The 23,565-nt window shown below is 64.1% G+C and carries 12 protein-coding genes; 3 read left to right on the top strand and 9 right to left on the bottom strand.

The features are described 5' to 3' along the window. Positions 1 to 15 precede the first annotated feature (15 nt). Positions 16 to 4,299, bottom strand: a complete 4,284-nt coding sequence (locus ACODS5_RS05675) for an Lhr family helicase (protein WP_489108172.1) — start codon at positions 4,297 to 4,299, stop codon at positions 16 to 18. A gap of 118 nt (positions 4,300 to 4,417) precedes the next feature. Here ACODS5_RS05675 and ACODS5_RS05670 point away from each other — a divergent pair, with 118 nt between their 5' ends. Next, positions 4,418 to 4,831, top strand: coding sequence for an NUDIX hydrolase (locus tag ACODS5_RS05670; protein ID WP_134693469.1), 414 nt, complete (start codon positions 4,418 to 4,420; stop codon positions 4,829 to 4,831). On the opposite strand, the gene metR is transcribed toward ACODS5_RS05670, so the two are convergent. Together metR and ACODS5_RS05660 are read right to left on the bottom strand one after the other, a co-directional pair. Next, on the bottom strand, positions 4,815 to 5,732 hold the full coding sequence (gene metR / locus ACODS5_RS05665; protein WP_134693470.1) for a transcriptional regulator MetR: 918 nt from the start codon (positions 5,730 to 5,732) through the stop codon (positions 4,815 to 4,817). The two genes, ACODS5_RS05670 and metR, sit on opposite strands and share 17 nt — an antisense overlap. A gap of 116 nt (positions 5,733 to 5,848) precedes the next feature. Continuing rightward, positions 5,849 to 11,281: a dermonecrotic toxin domain-containing protein gene (locus ACODS5_RS05660; RefSeq protein WP_489108171.1), complete on the bottom strand. Its 5,433-nt coding sequence runs from the start codon at positions 11,279 to 11,281 to the stop codon at positions 5,849 to 5,851. Between the two features lie 191 nt (positions 11,282 to 11,472). On the opposite strand from ACODS5_RS05660, the gene ACODS5_RS05655 reads away from it, so the two are divergent. Further along, a complete protein-coding gene (locus ACODS5_RS05655; protein WP_489108170.1) occupies positions 11,473 to 12,468 on the top strand; it encodes an alpha/beta fold hydrolase in 996 nt (331 codons plus the stop codon). Positions 12,469 to 12,545: 77 nt separating this feature from the next. On the opposite strand, the gene aauR is transcribed toward ACODS5_RS05655, so the two are convergent. From aauR to ACODS5_RS05625, 6 genes are all read right to left on the bottom strand, one after another. Next, positions 12,546 to 13,871, bottom strand: coding sequence for a two-component response regulator AauR (gene aauR, locus ACODS5_RS05650; protein WP_489108169.1), 1,326 nt, complete (start codon positions 13,869 to 13,871; stop codon positions 12,546 to 12,548). After that, positions 13,868 to 15,772, bottom strand: coding sequence for a two-component sensor histidine kinase AauS (aauS, locus tag ACODS5_RS05645; RefSeq protein ID WP_134693474.1), 1,905 nt, complete (start codon positions 15,770 to 15,772; stop codon positions 13,868 to 13,870). Before aauS ends, aauR begins: the two co-directional genes overlap by 4 nt. 60 nt (positions 15,773 to 15,832) lie before the next feature. Then, positions 15,833 to 16,567: an amino acid ABC transporter ATP-binding protein gene (locus ACODS5_RS05640; RefSeq protein ID WP_134693475.1), complete on the bottom strand. Its 735-nt coding sequence runs from the start codon at positions 16,565 to 16,567 to the stop codon at positions 15,833 to 15,835. Then, complete coding sequence (locus tag ACODS5_RS05635; RefSeq protein WP_489108168.1) at positions 16,564 to 17,235, bottom strand: amino acid ABC transporter permease; 672 nt, start codon at positions 17,233 to 17,235, stop codon at positions 16,564 to 16,566. The genes ACODS5_RS05640 and ACODS5_RS05635 overlap by 4 nt, the downstream gene beginning before the upstream one ends. Further along, positions 17,236 to 17,982: an amino acid ABC transporter permease gene (locus ACODS5_RS05630; RefSeq protein ID WP_489108167.1), complete on the bottom strand. Its 747-nt coding sequence runs from the start codon at positions 17,980 to 17,982 to the stop codon at positions 17,236 to 17,238. Positions 17,983 to 18,125: 143 nt separating this feature from the next. Continuing rightward, complete coding sequence (locus tag ACODS5_RS05625; RefSeq protein ID WP_134693671.1) at positions 18,126 to 19,043, bottom strand: glutamate/aspartate ABC transporter substrate-binding protein; 918 nt, start codon at positions 19,041 to 19,043, stop codon at positions 18,126 to 18,128. A gap of 332 nt (positions 19,044 to 19,375) precedes the next feature. Between ACODS5_RS05625 and ACODS5_RS05620 the strand changes: the two genes are divergently transcribed. Further along, positions 19,376 to 23,518: an NEL-type E3 ubiquitin ligase domain-containing protein gene (locus ACODS5_RS05620; RefSeq protein ID WP_489108166.1), complete on the top strand. Its 4,143-nt coding sequence runs from the start codon at positions 19,376 to 19,378 to the stop codon at positions 23,516 to 23,518. The last annotated feature ends 47 nt before the right edge of the window (positions 23,519 to 23,565 follow it).

Genomic DNA, 23,565 nt, shown 5'->3' with positions numbered 1-23,565 from the left:
CTGCCAGGCGATCTTCTAAGGAGGTGTGTCGCGCAACAGATGCTGGCGCCATTGCGCCTGTTCGGTCGCTGTCGAATCGACAAGAAACTGGTACTTGCCCGCCACCCGGCTGGCGACCGGCACACCGTCCCGGTACAGCACCCGATTGCCCGCCACCGCCGGCACCTTGGCCCCCGGCAGCAGGCTGCCCACCAGGTTCAGCGGATCGCAGCCGCTGACCACGACCAGTTCCCCGCCCAGCGTGCGCTTGCGTACCTGGCGCAGCAACCCTAGCGCCTCCGGCAAGGCGAATTGCTCGCCCGCCAGCCCGGCAATGAAACGCCCACCGCGTATCTCGCCACGGGCTTCCAGGCGGTGATAGCAACGCAGCAGTTCGCGCCACGCCGGCAACACGTCGCTCTCGCGCTCAAGCAAGCGCCAGCACACCACGCCATAGCGGCGCAGCAGGCTGCGGGCCACATGCTCCAGGCGCTGGTCGTTGTCGAGGGTGTCGCCCGCGCGGCGCAGCAAGGCCCAGCGCCCGGCATGGACCATGCTGCTCGACAAGGGCGGGTGGCCGCGTCGGTTGTTGCGCACAGAGCGTTTCGCCGCCGGGGTGATCAGGCTGCGCAGGCCGCTGAAACCGTCGGCGCTCACCAAGCCCGAGCCCACCAGCTCTTGCAGCGCCGTTTCCAGTTCGCTGGGCAGCAGGTGCGCCTCATGGCTTAGCTCATCGAAGAACAGCGCGCCTTGTGCCTGTAGTGCCTGCAGCACCCGCTGCGCGCGGGTACCCAGTCGTTCGAGGTCGGGTGCCGGGGCCAGGCTACGCCATAACCCCAGGTGTTCACGCGGCAGCAGCACCAGGGGGGTGCTGGTCAGGGTGCTGGTCGATAGCGTCGCCGCCAGCCGACTCCAGGCCCACTGGCCGCTGCGGCAGGCATCGTCCAGCCAGTGCGGGCTGTAATCCTTGATCCGCGCAGGCAGCAAGTCGCTTTCCCAGGCCCCGGCGGCGGCGGGGAAGCCTTGCAACTGGGCGAGCACTTCGCCGACCGCTTGCGGCCCGCGCAGGCGGGTGTCGCCGGCCAAGTGCTGCCAGTGGCACAGAAAGCGCAGGTAGTCCTGCAGGCTGACCGGTTCTATCTCCTGGCGCAGACGCTTGACCGTGTAGCGGTGAATGCGCGCCAGCAGGTGCCGTTCGCACCATTGCAGGTGGACCTGGCCGGGGCTGAAGTGGCCACGCAGCACATAGCCTTCGCCTTCCAGGCGGACCAGGCCCTGTTGGCAGTCATTGCTGGCCAAGGCCAAGGGTTGGGCGACTTGCTCCAGGGTCAGCGGGCCGAAACCGCTGAGGCGCGCGCGCAGCAGTTCGCTCAGCGCCTTGTCGTGATCGACCGGCGCGTCGAAGCCCGGCAGTGGCGGCACCTGCGGTTCCAGGCGGCTGGCCGGATACAGGGTGCGCATCGCTTGCAGGCGCTCGCGGGCCAGCCACAGCCCTTGCGCACCATTGTCGAGGCGACAGGCGCGGCCCGCCTTGGCCAGTTGTCGAGCCCAGTCGGACCAGCCGTGATTGGCATCGACCTCGGCTTGGGTGATGGCGCCAAGGCTCATCAGCGCCTCATGCATCTCGTCGGCATCGCCCACCTGGGGCCAGGCCTGGGCCTGTACCGCGGCAATGGCATCGGCATCCAGCGCGCCAAGGTCGTCGGCGCTGTGCACCTCGTTCCAGCGCCGGCTGAGCACTGCCTGGGTGCGCCGTTCTTCCAGCGGCGCGTCGTCGAGAAAGGTATAGGGGCGGGCGTTGAGAATCGCCGAGGCCAGTGGCGAGGGCGCCGGCAGGTCGCGGCTGAGCAGGCGTACCTCGCCGCGCTCCATGCGCTGCAGCAGCGCCAGCCAGCCTTGGCTATCCATGGCCTCGTGCAGGCAGTCGTCGAGGGTTTGCTCGACCAGCGGGTGCTCGGGGATCTGCCGCTCGCCGACGATGTTTTCCAGGCAGGCGATCTGGTCGGGGAACACCGCGGCCACCAGATCCTCGCTTTTCATGCGCTGGATCTGCGGCGCCACCTTGCGCCCGCCCACATAGCGCGGCAGGGCCAGCGCCACCGCAGCGTTCCAGCGCCAGCGCACGCCGAACAGCGGGGCGTCGAGCAGGGCCTGGACCAGGACCGGCTCGGCGCTGCGGCTGTGCAAGTAGCGCCATACTTCGTCCAGTTCGAAGCTGTGGCTGGTGGACAGCGACAGCACGATGGCGTCCTCGCTGGCTGCCGCCTGCAGCTCGAAGTTGAAGGTGCGACAGAAGCGTTTGCGCAGGGCCAGGCCCCAGGCGCGGTTGATGCGGCTGCCGTAGGGCGAGTGGATGATCAACTGGGTGCCGCCGGACTCGTCGAAAAACCGCTCCATCACCAGGGTCTGTTGCGAGGGCAGGGCGCCAAGCACCTGCCAGGTGCGGCCCAGGTAATCGAGCAACTGGCTGGCGCAGGCGTCGTCCAGGGCATAGCTCGCCTGCAACCAGGCCAGCACGTGCTGCCTGTCGCCGGCCTGCAGCTGCTGGTCGAGCCGCTGTTGCAGCCGGGCCACGGCGGCGGACAGCTCGTCGCTGCGTCCCGGCGCCTCGCCGAGCCAGAACGGAATGGTCGGCGGCAAGCCATGGGCGTCCTCGACCCGCACCCGCCCGGGCTCGACGCGCAGGATGCGATACGAGGCGTTGCCCAGTTGGAAGATATCGCCTGCGATGCTCTCGACCGCGAAGTCCTCGTTGACGCTGCCGACGTTCAGCGCCTGGGGTTCGAGCAGCACGGCGTAGTCGGCGGTCTCGGGGATGGTGCCGCCGCTGGTCAGCGCGGTCAGCTGGGCGCCCCGGCGCCCGCGCAGGGTGGCGTTGACCGCGTCGCGGTGCAGGTAGGCGCTGCGCACGCCCTGGCGGCCGTTGTAGCCCTCGGCGAGCATGCGCAGCAGGGCCTGGTAATGGGCCGCGTCCAGCCCTGCGTAGGGAGTGGCCTGGCGCAGCAGGTCGAAAAGCGCTGCCTCGCTCCAGGGTTGGTTGCTGACTTCGGCGACGATCTGCTGGGCCAGCACATCCAGCGGCGCGCGGGGAATGTGCAGCTCATCCAGCTCACCTCGGCGCACGCCGTCGAGCAGCGCGACGCACTCGATCAACTCGTCCCGCGAGGTGGGGAACAGCCGCCCCTTGGGCACACCATCGACCTGGTGGCCCGAGCGGCCGACCCGTTGCAGGAAGGCGGCGATCGACCCAGGCGAGGCGATCTGGCACACCAGGTCGACCTCGCCGATATCGATGCCCAGCTCCAGCGAGGCGGTGGCCACCAGCACCTGCAGCTCCCCGGCCTTGAGTCGTTGCTCGGCGGTCAGCCGGTGTTCCTTGGCCAGGCTGCCGTGGTGCGCGGCCACCGCGTCGTTGCCCAGGCGTTCGCCCAGGTGGCGGGTCAGGCGTTCGGCCAGGCGCCGGGTGTTGACGAACACCAGGGTCGTGCGGTGTTCGCGGGCGAGGGCGGCGAGGCGGTCGTAGACCAGCGCCCAGGCATCGCTGGCCATCACCGCGCCTAGCGGCACCGGTGGCACCTCCAGGGCCAGGTCGCGCTGGCGGACATGGCCGATGTCGACAATGGCGCAGGGGCGCCCGTGGCCGACCAGGAACTGCGCCACCCGTGTCACCGGGCGCTGGGTGGCGGACAGGCCGATACGCCGCAATGGCCGCCCGGCCAGGGCTTGCAAGCGTTCCAGGGACAGCGCCAGGTGGCAGCCGCGCTTGTTGCCGGCCAGGGCGTGGATTTCGTCGACGATCACCGTGTGCACGCTGGCCAGGCCTGCGCGCCCCGAGGCCGAGCCAAGCAGGACATAGAGCGATTCGGGCGTGGTCACCAGGATGTGCGGCGCCAGCTTGCGCATGGCCGCGCGTTCCTTGTACGGCGTGTCGCCGCTGCGCACGGCGGTGGTGATGCGGGGAGCCTTGAGGCCGAGCGCTGCGATCTGCTGGCCGATGCCTGCAAGCGGTGCATCGAGGTTCAGGCGAATGTCGTTGGACAGCGCCTTGAGTGGTGACACATACACCACCAGGGTTTGCGCGGGCAGCTCACCGCCTTGTTCCAGCCCCTGGCGGAACAGTTCGTCGAGCACGGCAAGGAAGGCGCTGAGGGTCTTGCCCGAGCCGGTCGGCGCGGCCAGCAGTGTCGACTGGCCGCCATGGATCAACGGCCAAGCGCCGGCTTGGGCCTCGGTGACCGTGGTAAAGCGCTGACCAAACCAAGTGGCGACAGCAGGGTGGAACAGGTCGAGCACCGGGTGGAGTTGGGCGGGCAGGTTCATGGGTTGGTTATGGCGGGTAAGCAGCGCAATGGCAAGGGGCCGTTCGTCAGCCTGTTCCGGCCCCGCGATAGAGCCTTGTCAGGTATCCTGCGCCCGTTCATCCATACGTGAGTCCATTATGCTCAAGACCATCCGAATCGCCGCCGCGCTGCTCCTCGACTCCCAGGGGCGGACGCTGCTGGTACGCAAGCGCGGTACCTTGGCCTTCATGCAACCGGGCGGCAAGATCGACCCGGGCGAGTCGCCGGCGCAGGCGCTGGTGCGTGAGTTGCACGAGGAACTGGGGCTGCATGTCGATCCCGCCGAGGCCATCCACCTGGGCCAGTTCAGCGCCCCGGCCGCCAACGAGCCGGGCTTTGAGGTTCACGCCGAACTGTTTCGCGTCGACTGCCTCGCTGCCGTGGTCCCGGCCGCGGAAATCGAGGAAGTGACCTGGTTGGCCGCCGACCAGGCCTGCACCCTGAACTTGGCTCCGCTGACCCGCGACCTGATCCTGCCGTTGTGGCGCGAAAGCCTCAGCGCACCGCGCTGACCCCGTCGAGGGTGGCGAACGAAGTGTCCTTGGCGGTCAGCAGGAAGTCGCGCATGTACGGCGCATCGAGCATGTCGGTGCGCACTGCCGCATAGAGCGTGGCGAACAGGCCTTTCTCGCCCAGGCGCTTGCCCTTCACATAGCCCCGCGAGCTGTATTCGTGCAGCGCCCAGTGCGGCATGCCGCACACGCCACGGCCGCTTGCCACCAGTTGCATCATCATGACCGTCAGTTCCGAGGTGCGCACCGCGGCCGGCTCGATGTCGGCCGGTTCCAGGAAGCGGGTGAAGATGTCCAGGCGATCGCGCTCCACGGGGTAGGTGATCAAGGTCTGGTCGAGCAGATCCTGGGGCACGATGTACGGTTTGCTGGCCAGCGCATGCTGGTTGGCCACGGCGAGCATGGCCTCGTAGGTGAACAGTGGCACATAGGTGATGCCGGCCAGGTCCAGCGGGTCGGAGGTCACCACCAGGTCGAGGTCGCCGCGGGCCAGGGCTGGTAGCGGGGCGAAGGCGAAGCCCGAGGCCAGGTCCAGTTCCACCTCCGGCCAGGCGTCGCGGAACTGGTCGATGGTCGGCATCAACCACTGGAAGCAGCTATGGCACTCGATGGCCATGTGCAGGCGCCCGGCGGTGCCGCCGGCCAGGCGGGCGATGTCGCGCTCGGCGCCGCGCAGCAGCGGCAGGGTGGCGTCGGCCAGTTGCAGCAGGCGCAGGCCGGCGCTGGTGAAGCGAATGGGCTTGGTTTTGCGCACGAACAGCGGCAGACCCAGGCGTTCTTCCAGCTCCTTGAACTGGTGCGACAGCGCTGACTGGGTCAGGTGCAGGCGCTCGGCAGCCTCCACCAGGCTGTCGGCTTCACGTAAGGCATGAAGGGTTTTCAAGTGGCGGATTTCCAGCACGGTGACTCCTGGTGAAATCTTTGGGTAAGCGTAGGCCGGTGTTGAGTTTCCCTCATGTTAAAGCGGATGTCGATGTATGGAAAAAGAAGGGCATCTGCACGATGCCCTGTGGCCGCTTAAAAATGCCCGGCCAAATGTTTCAGGGCCAGGGGGCGGCTTAGATCGCCTCGCCAGACACGTTCGATATGGCTTGCCTGCCATTCCTGACCCAGGTAGCGCTGGGCCGGTGTCTTCAGATGTGCCTTGACGAACTCGTCGAACCCGGGTGATGGCTTGTTGAAATGCACATGGGCATACCACAGTGGGCGGGGGGACTCCTGGCGCTTGTCGTGAATCACGAACTCCTGGAGGAAATCGCGGCGCCCTTCGGCGGTACGTCGCAGTTCGACCAGGCTGCCGACTTTCTCGATGGCCAGGACGTCTTGCTCGACCAGGTAGTCCAGTTGTCCGCCATTGGGCTCATGGGTTTTCATGATCTGCTCTATGCGCAGGGTCCGTCCCTGTCCGGTGAGTTGTCGTGAAGCGCTGCGCAGTCGTAGCAGTAATGGGTCGTGCGGCGCTTGCTCGGCAATGCGGGTCGCCATGGAGTCGAGGTCGGCGACCTTGAACAGCATCAGGTCTTCCAGGCTTGTGCCCGCCATGTTCTGCGCCGCGTACTGGCGGACCTGTCGGGTGAACGCGTCCAGCTCATCGAGGTGGCGTGTGGCTTCGCTGCGCAACTGTGTCAGCGTGGCGCGGTGCACGGTGGGCAGATCGCTGGTATCCGGGTTGGTGAGGGTGAATTTACCCGAAGCGTCCTGGCGGTAGATCTCGGTGCGTCCGTTCACTCCGGTGATACGGTAGGTATTGGGCTGTTGCTGATCCGGTTCACCGATCAGGTAATGATGCTGCGAGGTCTCGAACACGCGGGGCTGTTGTCGCCCTGCCCCGACGCTTGGCCGGGTGGCTGGCGCACTCGGTTGCAACGTTCTGGCATGGCGTTCGTGGGCGTCGAGCGTGGTTCTTAAACGCTCGAGCGACGGTTGATCGAAATACCTGGAATAGCTGGTTTTCCAGTAGTGCAGTCGGTTTTTGAATTGCCGGATCTGCTCGATCGACCTGTCCAGGATGGCTTTGCGCTGACGCATACTGACCCGGGTATTGGCCAGTTCACGCAAGGCATACAGTGTGCGATCGAGTTCGGCGCGAGGATCACGCATGAGGTACTGCAGGTTGATCCAGGTGCCGTCGAGATTCTCGGGTGTCCGGGTGAGCAAGCCCAGCAACTGACCGATGTCCATGTAGTCCAGGACAGGATCGGTGAACTTGGCCAGTTCGCTGTCGATATGCTGGAGCGCCTCACGGCGTGCACTCATCTGGTTGATCTGGCGGCGCCAGGTGCGCATGGCCTGGACCTGCCGGCGCAGTTCATCGAGTTCGGTCAGGGCCGTGCTGCGAGTACTGTACAGGCTCGAGCGCAACGCGAGGGCTTTATGGGAGAGGGCGAGGAAGTGTTGTGCGTCCATGCCTGGCACTATTTTGTGGGCGTTGTCGCGGGCTTGTTGACGTAGCCGGGTAATGTCGTCCAAGGCTTCGTTGATACGTCGTTGGGCCATTTGGCTAAGGCGGTTGTGGCTATCGCAGACCAACATTGCCAGATCGTTGGCCTGGGCCTGCGCGTCGTGGCGGAGTCGGCCGCTGGATACCTCGGTGAACGCCAGGCAGTCGGCATGCAGGCGTTTGGCGTCATCTATACAGGTTTGCAGGGCGTTGCTCAGGGATGCGTCATGGGCATCCTGCAAGGCGAATGAGCGATGCATGCGCTGGTGGATGGTCGCGCTTCTGGCCTGAAGTTCAGGCAAGTCTCGATGAAGGCTGTCGCGCAGGCGGTTGTGTCGGCGGTAGGCCTGGTCTCGCCACCAACGAGGGAGACGTTCCTTGATGGGAGCCGGCCAGAGCGGGTCCAGCGTATCGGCAAGCTGTCCCAGTACCTGGCCGCCGCCGACCCCGCCGCCGAGGCGATGTACGCCGTACAGCGTCAGGTGGGTGTCCCATTGTCCCTGCTCGTCCAGGGCAATGGCGCGTTTGAAGCGGTGGCTGGCATTGCCCGCCAGTTCCCAGGTATGGCTGGTCTGGTCCCAGAGCACCTGGTATTGGCGGCCTTGTACTTGGATGTAGTTGCTCTGAGCATGACGATATATGCCTCGGTATCGGCCCTCCTTGCCCACCGACAGCCCTGCCAGGGACACGGGGTCGGTCATCTGATAGCCCTGCAGGCCCGCAAGGGGGCTTTGAGCGCTGTTGACTGCGGGCATTGGCGTGGCGCGCGATAGGCGCAACTTGCCGAGCTGGTGGCGTTTGACCGAGCGACGTAGGCCGGCGGTGTTGATGGCGGCGCTCCCGCCGAGCAGGTCCATGCCAATGTCGAGGATGCTCACAAATATGTTCTGGATGGCCTCGAGAACATCGGCAGTACCCTGTTCGGCAATGGCCTTGACCAGGTCGGCGGAAGCGCTGTAGAGGTCATAGAGGCTGACCGGCAGGCCAAGGCCGGGGATCAAGCCCAGGGCAACCTTGAAGCCGATCAGGAGTTTGCCGGCTTGCGCGGCCAGGTTCTCCAGATGTACGTCAAGATTGCTCCGTGAGCTGCTACGGTGGGCTTCGAGCAATTGCCCCATGTGCGTGTCGAGCTGCAACTGCGCCAGTGATTGTGTTGCCGGCCACTGCATGCCGATACCGATAATGCCTTTGAACCGATGGGCGTGGGCTTGATCCAGGCGCGAACGATGGGCCGCGGGGTTGCCTTTGAGCGCGCGATTGGCGAGGTAGTCGCGTTCACGGCTATCGACACTGCCTTCGAACAGGCTCAGGCGTGCCGATTCCAGGTCGGGAAATTGGCGCAGCGGGCTGCTGGGGTGGTCGGGGCGATAGAGTATGGTGGTCTTGCGGGTTCGGTCCTCGATGAAGGTGATACCCGCCAGGGACACAGGTTGTCCATCGGTGTCCGGGCCACCGCTGGTCAGCATCGCTGGCAACAGGCGCAGGTCGTAGCCATTGCCCTGGTAGTCGGCCTTGCTGCGGGCATCGATCACTTGCGCCAGCATGGCCTGGCTGTTGTGATCCAGATGGCCGCTGATGCCGAACAGCTGGTTCTGTAGCCGAAGGATCAGGCGATGCGGCTCGACCAGGCATTCGCGTCTGAAGGCATGGCTGTATGCGGGTTCATCGATACCTTGGAAGGCCTCGATAATCTCGCGTTCATAGCGTTGCGCAAGGTCCAGTTCCTGGGCCAGTGCACGCAGGTAAGTTGCGTCGATACCGCTTTGCAAGGCCTGGCGCAGCGTTTCGTCGGCAGGCGTGATGTTCAGTTGCATGAACCCCAATCGGCTGAACATGCTGTCGTCGATCTGGTCCAGGAGCAGGGTTTCCAGGGCCAGGCTCACCCGCTCTTCACTTGGTTTGGGCACAAGCTTGGTCGGCGTTCCCGGCGCGCCGCTGCCCACGATCAAGTCCTTGACATGGGCAACGCTTGCGGGCAAGTCCAGGGTGATCGCATGGCCGTTGAGTCCGTCAAAATCGCGTCTGAGACGTTTTTCGACAAGGCGCTGGCAAAAAATGCGGCGTTCTGGAACATCACGAGCAATCAAGGCTTGGGCGTTGCGCAGCGCCGCGAGATAGTCGTTGACCAGTATCAGCAGCGCTTGGCGTTGATTGGCGGGGATCTTTGCCAAACTGCCCAGCGAAGCGTTGGTTCGAGCTATGAGTTGTTGCTGCTCGTCGCGCAGGCTCAGCGAAATTTCACGTGCTGTGTGCCGAGGCACTTGCAGGCTCAGGGCAAGTTTTTCACGCAGCCACGGCAATGCCGTCGCCACGGCGTCAAGTCCAGCCTTCTCCTGGACTGCGTTTTTTTCCTGGCGGCCAGCGGCGAGTACGGCGTCGAGGGTGTGCGCGATAGCATCCTTGGCAAGCACTGAGAGCGCCACCGGCATGCCGGCGTTCAGGCTCGTTTCCAGTTGCTGGCGATCTTCGAAGCGCAACAGCCCACCCTGTTCGCCAAGCCAGTAAAGCAGCACGCTGGAAGGCTTATCGGGCGTGTTTGCGGCCGTATTGGCGGTGATCGCAAACGCCCCCACCAGGATGGACTTCACTGCGTTGGCGTCAGCGCCATCCTCCGTGGGCGGCAGCAGTTCGATCTGCGCGGCGACTGCGTCGTTGCTGCTGCCGTCGAGCACCGATTGCACCCAGCCGAGTTGCTGGTCATCCAGTAGTCCCAGCGCATGCTGGAGTCGGGCATGGGCGAGCAGCCCGTCGCGATGGGCCTGAACCAGGCTTTCACCGGCTGCGGTGGGCTTGGCGTCGGAGTGCCACTTGGCTGATGCGGTCAATATGCTGATCTGCACCTGCGCGGTGTTGCGGGCGTCGGCGATGGACGCTTGCAATTGCTTGCATTGCGCAAACCGATCCTCCGACAGCGCATCCAGCAAATCGAGTTGTCGACTGATCAACTGTTTACGTTGCGCGGGTGCCAACTCCAATCCCAGGTTGCCGAAGTCGAACAGGGACGGCCGCGAGTCGTTCGTCAGCTGCGCCCAATCATCGGCAGGGGGCTGGGCGAAGACCTGGCTGTCGCGCCATGACCGCGCCAAGTGTTCGGCCGGGCTCAAGCTGCTGGCGGCGTGATGTTCGAGGCGACCGCCCGGTTGTTGAGCCAAGGTGCCGAGCAGTTGGCTTTCCAGCTGTTCGAACAAGGGGGTGAAACCTAGGCCGATACTGTCGACCGAGGTGTAGGAAAGCGCTTCGTGCCCGGCGGTGGCGAGTACTACCTCGAGGGCTTCACGGGTGGCGTAGCCGGTGAAAGCTTGGGGCTGGGACGGATCGTATAGCACCTGGGTCGGCTCATCCGCGAGGCTGACGATGATCGCGCCGGGGTGGCTGGAGGGCAGTTCGATCAGTACCTGGCGATTGTCATGGATCAACCATTCGGGGTTTTCCAGCAGCCCCAGGAGCGCGCGCTGATGCTCGGTGCCCAGTGTGCCTTGAATCAGCGCGACCTCCAGCGTGGCCAGAAAATGCGCGCGGTACTGTTGTCGGGCGTATGCCAGCCGGTTCGACGCGGTGCCTTGCGCGCGGGCGTCCCAGTAAGCCTTCCAGCGGCCACGCAGCCTCCCCGGCAGGTCGTGCACAGGCAGGCGGTTATACAGCTCGCTAGGCCTTAGCTCGGTAATTTTACGGTTGTCGCCCTCCACGCTGGCGCGTGCGTCCAGGTCAGCGCTTGGGGTGGGGTAGTGGTGAGCGAACAGGCACAGCTGGGTGAGGCTCACGAAATGCGCCTGGTCGCCATGCCTGAGTCGCAGGCCTGTGTGTTCCGGGTCGCTGCCCAGGGTGTCGTGCAACAGTTCGTTGATCACCTGGCGCACGCTGGGGGCCAGAGCCAGCAGGCGGTTGAAGGTTTGCCGTGCGCTGTGCCATTCGACCAGGGCTAGGCGTGTCGCGGGCGTATCGGCAAGGCGGGCGCGCAGCAACCTGGTATCGAGGGTGTAGGGTAAAAAGGGGAGGGTTGAATCTGGCATGCGAACGCCTTCAATGCAGTGGTTGTAGGCTGAGCATTGAAGGGACTTTGCTGGAGACGATGGAGGTACTGGGATATGTACGCGACCACTGGGCAGGGTTCACGAAATTGTCACGGTTTTGTGGCAGCGCGCCCGAACGAATTTCATCAGACTCGCGCTCTACTGGGGATCTGCATTCTGGTGTTTCTTTCATGCGGGCGTTTTTACTTTTCTTCTTTCTATTGAGCAGCGTGCCAGCAAGCTTTGCCGAGGGCCGCTGCGACGTTGATGTGCCGGTGCAACGGGCCGAGCTGGGCGAGTTGAGCCTGGTCTACCAGAGCGTCGGTGCGCCGCGCGACCCGGCGCTGCTGTTGGTGATGGGCCTCGGCGGACAGTTGATCCACTGGCCCGACGACGTGGTCGAGGCCCTGTGCCTCCAGGGCTTTCGGGTGATCCGCTACGACAACCGCGATGTCGGCCTGTCGCGCTGGAACCAGCTACCGGCGTCGGCCAACCTGACCGTCGAGTTGCTGCGCTACAAGCTGGGGTTGCCAGTGTCGGCGCCTTACACGCTGACCGACATGGCCAATGACGGCGTGCGCCTGATGGACGCGCTGCAGATTCGTCAATTTCATGTGCTGGGCGTCAGCATGGGCGGCATGATTGCCCAGCACATCGCCGCCATGGCGCCGCAGCGGGTGCGTAGCTTGACGTTGGTGATGTCCAGCTCGGGAGCTGCTGGCCTGCCGGCGCCGAACCCGGCGCTGGTGCAATTGCTGGCGCGGCGCGGCGCGCCGAGTCGCGAGGTGGCGATCGAGCAGCAGGCCGACCTGTTGGCGGCGCTGGGCAGCCCACAGGTCAGTGACGATCGCGCCGTGTTGCGCCAGCAGGCGGCGCAGGCTTATGACCGGGCGTTCAACCCTGACGGGGTGAAGCGGCAGATCATGGCGATCCTGGCTGAGCCGAGCCGGGTCGAGTTGCTCAACCAACTGCGGGTGCCGACGCTGGTGGTGCACGGCACGGCCGACCCGTTGCTGCCGGTGATGCATGGCGTGCACTTGGCGGCGCATATTCAGGGCAGCCAGTTGCGACTGATTCCAGGGCTGGCTCACCGCTTCCAGGAGCCGTTCAAGGCGCCGTTGCTGGGGGCGGTGCTGCCATACCTGCAAGCGCACAGGCAGGATGTGACTCATATCGCCGGGCTTTGAGAAGGGCGTGGTAGCGGGCTTGCCCGATGGATGGCACCGGCTTTTCCGGTATCGCGGGGCCTCTTGCATTCGAAGCTTTAACCAAGCCCGTACTTCTTCACCTTGTCGAACAGCGTGGTCTTGGCCATGCCCAGTTCCTGGCTGGCCTGGCTGAGGTTGCCACCGGTGCGTTGCAAGGCATCGCTGAGCAGGTTGCGTTCGAACGCCTCCACCGCCTCGGCGAAGCCCAGCCCCTGGCTGGCGCCGCCGGAACCCTTCTTGAATGCGGGCAGGCCCAGGGCGTGGCGTTCGGCAACGTTACGCAGCTCGCGCACGTTGCCTGGCCAGTCATGGGCCATCAGCTGTGACAGGGTCTGGCTGTCGAGGGCCGGCGCCTCGCGGTCGAAGCGCAACGCCGATTGCAGCAGGAAGTGCTCGAACAGTTGCAGGATGTCCTCGCGCCGTTCGCGCAGCGGCGGCAGCTCGAGGGTGACAACGTTGAGCCGATAGTACAGGTCGCTGCGGAACTGGCCGCTCTGGCCAAGGGTGGCGAGGTCGGCCTTGGTCGCGGCGATCACCCGGCAGTCCACCGGGATGCTCTGGTTCGAACCCAGGCGCTCCAGGGTGCGTTCCTGCAATACGCGCAGCAGTTTGATCTGCAGGTTGACCGGCATGCTTTCGACTTCGTCGAGGAACAGCGTGCCGCCATTGGCGTGTTCGATCTTGCCGATGCGGCGCTTGCCGGCGCCAGTGAAGGCGTTGGCCTCATGGCCGAAGATCTCGCTCTCGAACAGGTTCTCCGGCAGGCCGCCGCAGTTCAGCGCCACGAACGGTTGGCCCTGGCGCCGGCTGAAGTCATGCAGGCAGCGGGCGACCAGTTCCTTGCCGGTGCCGGTTTCGCCTTCGATCAGCACGTTGGCCGAGGTGTCGGCGACGTTGACGATTAGCTCACGCAATTGCTCCATGGCCGGCGAGCGGCCGATGATGCGGCCTTCCAGGCTGCTCTGCTCGGCCAGTTGGCGACGCAGGGCGAATACTTCGCGGGCCAGCCCGCGTTGCTCCAGGGCGCGACGCACCACGTCGACCAGGCGCTCCGGCGAGAATGGTTTCTCCATGAAGTCATAGGCGCCGTTGCGCATGGCCCCGACCGCCATGTCGATGTCGCCATGACCGGTGATCAGCACCACCGGCAAGCTGCGGTCGCGGGCCTTGAGGCGGTTGAGCAGCTCCAGGCCATCGATGCCCGGCAGGCGGATATCGCTGACGACGATTCCGGCGAAATCGTCGCCGATGCGCTCGAGGGCTTGTTCGGCGCTGCCGACGCCTTCGCAGGCGATGTCTTCCAGGGCAAGAGCCTGCTGGCAGCCGAGCAGCACATGCGGGTCGTCTTCGACGATCAGGACGGTAAGAGGTGCTTGGTTCATAGGGGCTCAGCCATTTCGCTAGGGGGCGTGACCAGGGGCAGGACGAGGACGAACGCGGTACCGCCGCTGGCGGGGTGCTCGACGCTCAGGGTGCCTTTGGCGGCGGTGGCCAGGCTTGCCGACAGGGTCAGGCCCAGGCCCAGGCCGTGCTCGCCCGGTTTGGTGGTGAAGAAGGGTTCGAACAGGTGCTTGCGGGCCTCGGCGTCGATGCCATGGCCATTGTCGCGCACCCGCAAGCGGTATTTGTCGCCGTGCGGTTCGCCTTCCAGCCACAGTTGCGGCAAGGGCTGGGTGGCCATGGCGTCGAGGGCGTTGCCGATCAGGTTGACCAGGATCTGCTCGAGGCGGGTCTGGTCAATGGCCAACTGCTGGTCCTCGAACTGCAGGTGCAGTTGCAGGTGGCAGGCGCTGATCCGGTTGCCCAGCACCTGCAGCGAGGCCTGCACTGCCTTGTCCAGCGAGGCCTGGCCGCTGTCGTCGCCGCGCCGGGCGAACGAACGCAGGCTGGCGGTGATACGGCCCATGCGGTCGATCAGGTCGTTCATGGTGCGCAGGTTGGCGCTGGCGGTTTCCAGGGCGCCGCGCTCGAGGAAGCGCACGGTGTTGCCGGACAAGGTGCGTAACGCCGCCAGTGGTTGATTGAGCTCATGGGCGATGCTGGTGGACATCTGCCCGATGGCGGCCAATTTGCCCGCCTGGACCAGCTCGTCCTGGGCATGGCGCAGGGTTTGCTCGGCATGGCGGCGTTCGCGAATCTGACCCTTGAGGCGTTCATTGCTGGCGCGCAGGTCGGCGGTGCGTTCGGTGATCTTGCGTTCCAGTTGGCTATTGGCCTCTTCCAGTGCTTCACGGGCCGCCAGGCGAGTGGCGATCACCTTGCGCCGCTCGTTCCAGGCAATGGCCAGGATCGCCAGCAAGGCGAAGGCGACGCCCACCAGGATGCCCTGCACCATCGATTCGCGGCGCAAGTCCTGCAGCGGGGTGAGGAGGGTGAAGTGCCAGGGCGTGTCGGCCAGTCGTCGGGTCTGGGCCAGGTAGGCCACCTCGCGCTGCTTGCCGTGCTCGGTCTCGCTGTTGGCCGGAAAGGTGAGTTTTTCCACGCCATCGGCCAGGGTCTCCCGGGCCAGTGGTTGCAATTCGTTGAGCGGCCACCAGTAGTACTGCAGGCTGCGCGCCAGGCGCTCCTTGATCTGCGGGTTCAGCGGGCGCACCGATTTCAACCGCCGGGATGGATCACTGGAGAGGATGATGATGCCGTTCTCGTCGCTGACGAAAGCCTCCAGGCGGGCACGTTGCCAGCGCTCCTCCAGGGTGTCCAGGCGCACCTTGATCACCGCCACGCCAATGATCTTGCCGTGCTCTTCCAGGCCGTGGGCCAGGTAGTAGCCGGCTTCGCCGGTGGTACTGCCGATGCCGTAGAAACGCCCGGGTTCGCCGCGCACGGCAACCTGGAAGTAGGCGCGAAACGCCAGGTCCTCGCCAAGGAACGAGTCGGCGTCGCGCCAGTTGCTTGTGGCCTGCACGCGACCACTGGTGTCGAGTACGAAGATCGCCCGGCTGCGGCTGCGCCGGTTCAGGCCCTCGAGGTATTCGTTGACGGCCTGGCGGTCGCCGGCGTCAGGGTCGGTGAGCAGGCGCGAGACGCTGTCTTCCAGCTCGAGCAGGCTGGGCAGGTAGGTGTATTTGCTGATCTCGCTCTCGACCGTGCGCGCGTGCAGCTCCAACTGGCGTTCGCCGGTTTCGCTGAGGGTGCGGATGCCGTTGCTCTCGCTGATCAGGAAGCCGGCCAAGCCCAGACCGACCATCAGCAGGATGACCAGGGGCGGGACGAGCAATTGGCGGATCAGGCGGGATTTCACGGCAGGTTGGGCAGGGCGCAGGAGCGAAGGGTCGCATTTCATCACAGTGGCCTTGTCACCACCAGCATCGGCTGCCCGGCTGGGCCGGGCAGCGGTGCCTGCTTAGTGTTGCAGGATCTTGCTGAGGAAGTGCTGGGTACGCTCGTGGCGGCCCTCGGGGTTGCCGAAGAAGTCTTCCTTCTGGCAGTCCTCGATGATGTTGCCCTTGTCCATGAAGATCACCCGGTTGGCGACCTTGCGCGCGAAGCCCATCTCGTGGGTGACGCACATCATGGTCATGCCTTCGTGGGCCAGCTCGACCATCACGTCGAGTACTTCGTTGACCATTTCCGGGTCCAGCGCTGAGGTCGGCTCGTCGAACAGCATGACGATCGGGTCCATCGACAGCGCCCGGGCGATCGCCACGCGCTGTTGCTGGCCGCCTGATAACTGGCCGGGGTGCTTCTTGGCATGGGCGCCGAGGCCGACGCGGTCGAGCAGGGCCAGGCCCTTCTTGGTGGCTTCCGCCTCGCTGCGGCCGAGCACCTTGCGCTGGGCGATGGTCAGGTTCTCGGTGATGCTCAGGTGCGGGAACAGCTCGAAGTGTTGGAACACCATGCCGACCCGCGAACGCAGCTTGGGCAGGTTGGTCTTCGGGTCGGCGATGGAGGTGCCGTCGACCACGATGTCGCCTTTCTGGAACGGCTCCAGGGCATTGACGCATTTGATCAGGGTCGACTTGCCCGAGCCGGACGGGCCGCAGACCACCACCACTTCACCCTTCTTGACCTCGGTGTTGCAGTCGGTCAGTACCTGGAAGTCCCCGTACCACTTGTTGACGTTCTTGATGGAAATCATACGGTGATCCTTTTTTGCAGGCGCTTGACCAGCCAGGAAGCGGAGAAGCTGATGATGAAGTAGATGACACCGGCGAAGATCAGGAACTCGTGGGAGCGCCCGATGATGTCGCCGTTGGCGCGAGCCGAGTTGAGGAAGTCGACCAAGCCCACGGTGTAGACCAGCGAGGTGTCCTGGAACAGGATGATGCTCTGCTGCAGCAGCAGCGGGGTCATCTTGCGGAACGCCTGGGGCAGGATGATCAGGCGCATGGTCTGGCCGTAGGTCATGCCCAGTGCCTGCGCCGCGCCCATCTGGCCCTTGGAGATCGACTGCACCCCGGCGCGAACGATTTCACAGAAGTACGCCGCCTCGAACATCATGAACGCCACCACGCAGGAGGTGAACGCCCCCACGGGGGTGTCCTCGCCGGTGATCCAGCGCAGCACGAAGGGCACCGCCAGGTAGAACCAGGTGATCACCAGCAGCAGCGGGATGGAGCGGAAGTAGTTGACGTAGGCGCCGGCGACGTTGGCCAGCAGCTTGCTCGACGACAGCCGCATCAAGGCCAGGACGGTACCTAGGGCGATACCGCCGACCACGCCCATGACCATCAGTTGCAGGGTCAGCAGCATGCCGTCCCACAGGGCGGGCAGGGCGGGGATGATTTCGCTGAAGTCCATTTCCATTTACTTGCCCCCCACGGAAATCAGGCCGGGCACGGCGACTTTTTTCTCGACCATGCGCATCAGCAGCATCAAGCCCATGTTCAGGGTGAAGTAGATCAGCGTGGCCAAGGTGAACGCCTCGAACAGGTTGGCGGAGAACTCGGCGGTCTGCTTGGTTTGCGCCAGCAGCTCCATCAGGCCGATCAGCGAGGCCACCGAGGAGTTCTTGAACACGTTCAGGAATTCCGAGGTGAGCGGCGGAATGATGATCCGGTAGGCCTGCGGCAGCAGCACGTTGCTGTAGATCTGCGGCAGGCTGAAGCCCATGGCGCGAGCGGCGGCCTCCTGGCCGCGGGGCAGGGCCTGGATGCCGGTGCGCACCTGTTCGCAGACGCGCGCTGCGGTGAACAGGCCCAGGCAGATGACCACGCTGATCAGTGCCGAGGTGGTTGGGTTGAGGTCCTGCTTGAACCATTCCTGCAGGCCTTCGGGCAGCAGATCCGGAACCAGGAAGTACCAGATGAACAGCTGCACCAGCAGCGGCACGTTGCGGAACAGTTCCACGTAAGCGGTGGCAATCCCTGACACCAGACGGTTGGGCACGGTACGCATCACGCCAAGGATCGACCCCAGCAGCAACGCGATGATCCAGGCGGTGATGGCGATGGCGATGGTCCAGCCCAGACCGGTGATGTACCAGTCCAGGTAGGTTTCGCTGCCCACCCCGGTGGACTTGAAGAACACGCCCCAGTCCCAGTTGTAATTCATCGGGATTTCCCCTCAGACGATTGTTTCACGGGCACCTTTAAGCATCCGGGGGTGCAGGGCACCCTCGGATGAAAGGTTAGACACTTAATGAGTGGCCTGTCGGATCGATTCGCGCGGATGGGCGCCAGGCCACTATCTGCCGGTCAGGACTTCTTCTCGTCCGCGGCCTTGTCGGTCGGCTCGGCGATCAGTTTCTTCAGCTCGTCGCTCATCGGGAACTGCAGGTTCAGGCCTTTTGGCGGGATCGGCTGCTGGAACCACTTGTCGTAGCTCTTGTTGACCTCGCCCGACTTGAAGTAGGCGACGATGGCCTCGTCGACTGCTTTCTTGAACGCCGTGTCTTCCTTGCGCACCATGCAGCCGTAGATTTCATACGACTGCGGAGTACCGGTGATGACCCAGTCGGACGGCTTGCGCGCCTTGGCCATTTCACCGGCCAGCAGGGCGTCGTCCATCATGAAGGCCACGGCGCGACCGCTTTCGAGCATGTTGAAGGCTTCACCGTGGTCTTTGGCCGAGATCACGTTCATCTTCATCTGCTTGTCGGCGTTCATCGCCTTGAGGATGCGCTCGGAGGTAGTGCCGGCGGTGGTCACCACGTTCTTGCCGGCCAGGTCCGGGAAGTCTTTATAGGATGGCTGGCCATCCTTGACCTTGGTCAGCAGGCGGGTGCCGACCTCGAAGATGCCCACCGAGAAGCCGACCTGCTGCTGGCGCTCGACGTTGTTGGTGGTGGAGCCGCACTCCAGGTCCACGGTGCCGTTCTGCACTAGCGGGATGCGGGTCTGCGAGGTGACCAGGTTGTACTTGACCTTGATGTCGGTGCCCAATTGCTTCTTCAGGGCTTCGACGACGGCCAGCTGGATGTCGTGGGAATAGCCTACTGGCGCGGTGCTGCCGGCCAGGTAGGAGAACGGGATGGAGGAGTCGCGGTGGCCCAGGGTGATGGTGCCCGAATCCTTGATCTTCTTCAGAGTACCAGTCAGCTCTTCGGCCATGACTGGCGATGCGATGACAGCGGCCGCGATGGCGGCGCCCAGCAATTGACGAACGATGCGCATCAAATTTTCCTCGACGTGTTTGTTTTTTTTATGGAGCCGTTGGCGGACTCTTTCGTTCAACGAATACAGCATGAAGCGTGGTGCATTCGGCTAGCAAGTGTAGAGCATGAGTCGTGCCAAGCCCTGATATCGATCATAACGCCGTGAAAACACGGCGGATTAATCTTTTTTGACGTGTTTGTTGGAGTACTGGCTTTCGGTATTCCGAATGGTGTATTGGAGGGTGTTCGGAAATCCGAATGAGTGGGCCTGATTGACCGGGTTGCTGTTTTAAGTACCGCATCACCGCTGCGTCGCAGTGCTTTTCTGTTTTTTTAGACAGGAGACCTACTGTGGCAACTCAAGCACTCTTTCCGTCGGCCTCGGTCGACCATCTTATCGAACGGCAACTGCCGGCATGGCTACTCGGCGCCCAGCGTGACCATCGCGATCGCTACCAGCAAGTGCTGCGCGAGCAGCAGGCCCTTGTCGAACGTCTGCGCCACTTGCTTGATCGGATTGTGCCGCCGGAACAATTCGCCGCGCCGTTATTGGAAAAAGCCCTGCTCGAAGCGGGCTTGCCGGCGATGGATCCACGCCAGGCGTTCGTTGATATCAAAGAACAGTTCAAGCGCCCCTCCGCTGCAGAGAAGTTCTACCAGCCGAGCGTCACTTACCATTCCCGGCAAAGCCTGCTCGCGGCTGCCCTGCACAATTTTCAGGCGCAGGAAACCCAACCCTGGTTCCCGCGTAAGGCCAAGCTGATCGGTGCCAAGAACAGGCGGCTGGCGTTGAGCTTCGAGCGATTTGCCAGCCTTTGTCGCACGCTGGATGTGGGCGAGCGTTATCAGGCGCTGCTCAGGAGCGTGCTGCAACCCCGAGCGGGACGTGGGCAACCTGAGGGGCAGGCGCGCAGGAGCATTGAGCAATTGTTCGAAGAAACGTTGCGCGCGCAGTTGCAGGCTGCGGTGTACGAGGCACGGTTCAAGTGGCATATGGATGAATGGGATCTCCAGCGTCTGTTGTCGCTGTTCGCCAGGCAACCCTGGCAAGACCGCAGTTCGGGCAGCCTGACGCCCAGGCAGCTCTACCTGTTGGGCAAGTGCGTGACGGGGGTCATGACCTTTGAATGGCGTCCCGAACCGGGTGCTGATGTCGACGAGGTGATTGCCTGGATACCCGACGACCCGCAGAAAAGCCTGCGCCATTACGACAATTGGGACGCGCTCTATGCAGACTTCGCGCTGCGTTTACAGGTGCCTGGTTTTTATCGGTTTTTCTGCCGTTTCATCCGGGTACGAGACCGCTCGGGGTTTGATACGGCGCTTGCCAAGGCGATAGGCCAATCGAGCGCTGGGCAGGCGATTGAGCTGGATGGGCGGCATCTGCCGATCGAGGGGGATCCGTTTGCCCAGGGGCGAGCGTTGCAGATCGCCCGGATTTTCGACGACGCTCGCTGCCTGGCTGTCCCCACGGACGATGAAGATCGTGAGGCACGCCAGGCACGCCTGCAGCGGATGCTGAGCGCAGGGCTGGATATGCTGGGGCTGGCGGCCATTTTCGTGCCTGGGCTGGGCGAAGCGCTGCTGCTGGTCAACGCCGGACAGCTTTTGGGCGAGGTTTACCAAGGCTACCAGGCGTGGCGGCTGGGGGATCGCCAGGGCGCCTTGGATCACTTGTTCGGGGTTGCCCAATGCGTGGCACTGGCCGGTGTAGGCGCGGGGGCGGTGCATTTGCTGCAGCGAGTGCCGTTCGTCGATCTGCTGGAGCCGGTCACTGATAGCGCAACAGGGGTCAAGCTGCGTCGAAATCTTCAACCCAGGCATACCGAGGATTCACCGGCGGCATTGCTGGAAGGCTGGCAAGCAGGTGGTTTCGAGGAGGGCCTTGCCGAGCACGCGCAGATCTTGCTGAACGCCAGCGGGTTGAGCGTCGACCAACTACGCAGACTACGGGTCGAACAGGCGAAGCCGCCCGCGCGATTATTCGACCTCGACGAGCGCGTCCGGCTGCATATCTCCCGTGCGGAACTCAGCGGGGCGCAGTTCGAGCAGCAGTTGGCCAGCCAAGGGGTCGCGCCCACAGCCAACCAGGCGCTGCTGATCTCGGCTTTCCCAGGGCTGACGTCACGCGCTGCCGAAGAAATCATCGAGCACGCCAGTTCGGCGCAAATCGCACAATTGAGCAGCACCAAGCGGGTTCCTCTGAGCCTGGCCGAGCGGGCACGTTGGGCGCTGCGGGACAGCCGCATCGATCTCGCTTGTCTGGGGCTGCGGCTACAAGCAGGGTTCAATCGCGACAGTGAGCAATTGGCAATGAAACTGGTCGACCTCAAGGCGCCTTGGTCCGGTTCGACGGCAGTGCAACTTCGCGAGGCAAGCCCAGGGGGCCGGCTGCTGTTTGCCAGCCAGGCACCAGGGAGTGGGCCGGCTCGGGTCATTGTGCGACAGGGGCAGGGGCGTTACCGCCTGGAGGGGGCTCCATCGTCAGCGTCCGGCGGGGACGAGGCGCCGTTGCTCAAGGTGCTGCTGCAATGCCTGGACAAGGAGCAGAAGATCGCCTTGGGTCATGCTGACCTGAGCGTCAAGCAGTTGCGTCAGTGGTTGGTCGAAGCCGTCCGTGACGATCGCGAGCAGGCCGCGCGCCTGCTCGGCCTATCACCGATCGGTGCCGGCGTGCGGCCGCCCCGGCGGTTTGGCGACGGGCACCTGGCTTACCGCCTGAGCGGTGGCGGTGAAAGTAGCCAGCAAGCGATTCGCCGCGGTATTCACCAGATCTTTCCGACTTTCAGTGAGCTGCAACTGGATGCCTACTTGAATGCCGTGCGCGCGCGAGGGCACAACCTTTGGGACCATTATCAGGTGTTGCAGCGTCAGCTTGCCGACCTGCGGCAGGCCCTGGACACTTGGCAGTCGCAATGGCGCACGCCCGCCGATGCTGTCCGGCGCCGGCGGGTGGTGGAAACCTTGCGCCGTGGTTGGCGGCGCAAGCTGGTGGATGCCAACGATGAGTATGAGCTGGTGATCAGCGGCGAGCACGTCGGGCAACTGCCGACCTTGCCGACAGGGGTCGACTATGCCCATGTCCAGCGCCTGGTGTTGCGCGACATGGGGTTGCAGACGATAGACGCCGATTTTCTCAGGCGTTTCCCCAACCTGGTCGAGCTCGACCTGAGCGGCAATCGTCTCACCCAGGTACCGGACGGCATTGAGACACTGGTGCACTTGCGCAGGATGGACCTGTCGCGCAACCAGTTGGCCATCGACACCGAGGCCAACCGCCGTTTCGCCCGGTTACGGTTGTTGGACACGATTGAACTGAGTTTCAACCCGCTGACGCAGGCGCCGGATCTTTCAGGGTTGCGTCATGTCCGGCATGTGCATTTGCGCTCGACCGGGCTGGTCGATGTGAACGAGCTGCTCGAGCGTGCGTCGTGGCGAGCGCTGGTCGATGCCCGAGATAACCGGATTAGCGAGCTTGCACAGGATCTGCATGGTTTGAGCTTGCGCCTGCCGCGTGTCGACCTGCATGACAATCCGTTGAGCGCGACAGGACGAGCGCGCCTTGATCAAGTGCGTGGCAACGTCGCCGCGGGGCGTCGGGGAAGTGCTTCGTACCGGCACCGTGAAGCCACGACCGCAGTGCGCGGGCAGTGGACCGACACGCGCGACAGCACTTTACGCAGCCAGCGGGAAATGACCTGGGATCGCTTGCGGCAAACATCGGGCTCCGATGACCTGTTTCGTTTTCTCGCTGACTTCAGCGCAACGGAGGATTTCGAGGCGCATCCGGGGCACTATCGGCGCAGGGTATGGCGCATTCTCGATGCCTGTGAGCAAAACGAAGTGTTGCGCGAGCAACTGTTCCGCGAGGCCGGTGGTCCACGCAGTTGCGAGGATCGCTTGTTGCTGTTGCTCAGTCAGCTGGAAGTGGGGGTACTGGTCCAGCAAGGGGTGGGTGGGCTTTCGGCGGCCATGGCCGAGCAGGGACTGTTGCGTCTGGGGCAGCAGCTATATCGGTTGGATCGGGTGGACGCCATCGCCGCCCGCCAGGTTGAACGGATGCGCGCCAGCGGGGGGCGAGAGGTCGACGAGATCGAGGTTCGCTTGTTCTACCGTAACCGCTTGGCACAAGCCCTGGAATTACCGGTGCAAGTCGACGACATGCACTTCGCTGCCTATGCCAATGTTACTGAGGCTGATCTGCTCAAGGCCCAGCTCGAAGTGCTGCAGAGCGAGACGCCGCAGGCGGTACGAGAGACGCTGATCCATCGACCGTTCTGGGAGCACTACGCGAGGCGGCGCTATGCGTCCCGTTTCGAGGCACTGGCAGAGCCGTTTCATCAGCGTTTGGCCACCCTCGAGGCGGAGGCGGCCAATGGTTCTGAACAATCCTATGTAGCGGGGGCCAATACGCTCATGCAGGAACTGCAACAGGCAGAACAGCAATTGCTCAAGACGTTGGCCGAGGAGGCCTGGGCGCGTTTGCCGATGTGAGTGCTGGCCGTGGGCTCGTTCTTGGGACCACGGCGCCTCGGTAGGGC

The organism is Pseudomonas sp. FG47, from assembly GCF_057809115.1.
The sequence above is the reverse complement of the archived record's forward strand: the minus strand, read 5'-3'. Positions and strand labels throughout refer to the sequence as shown.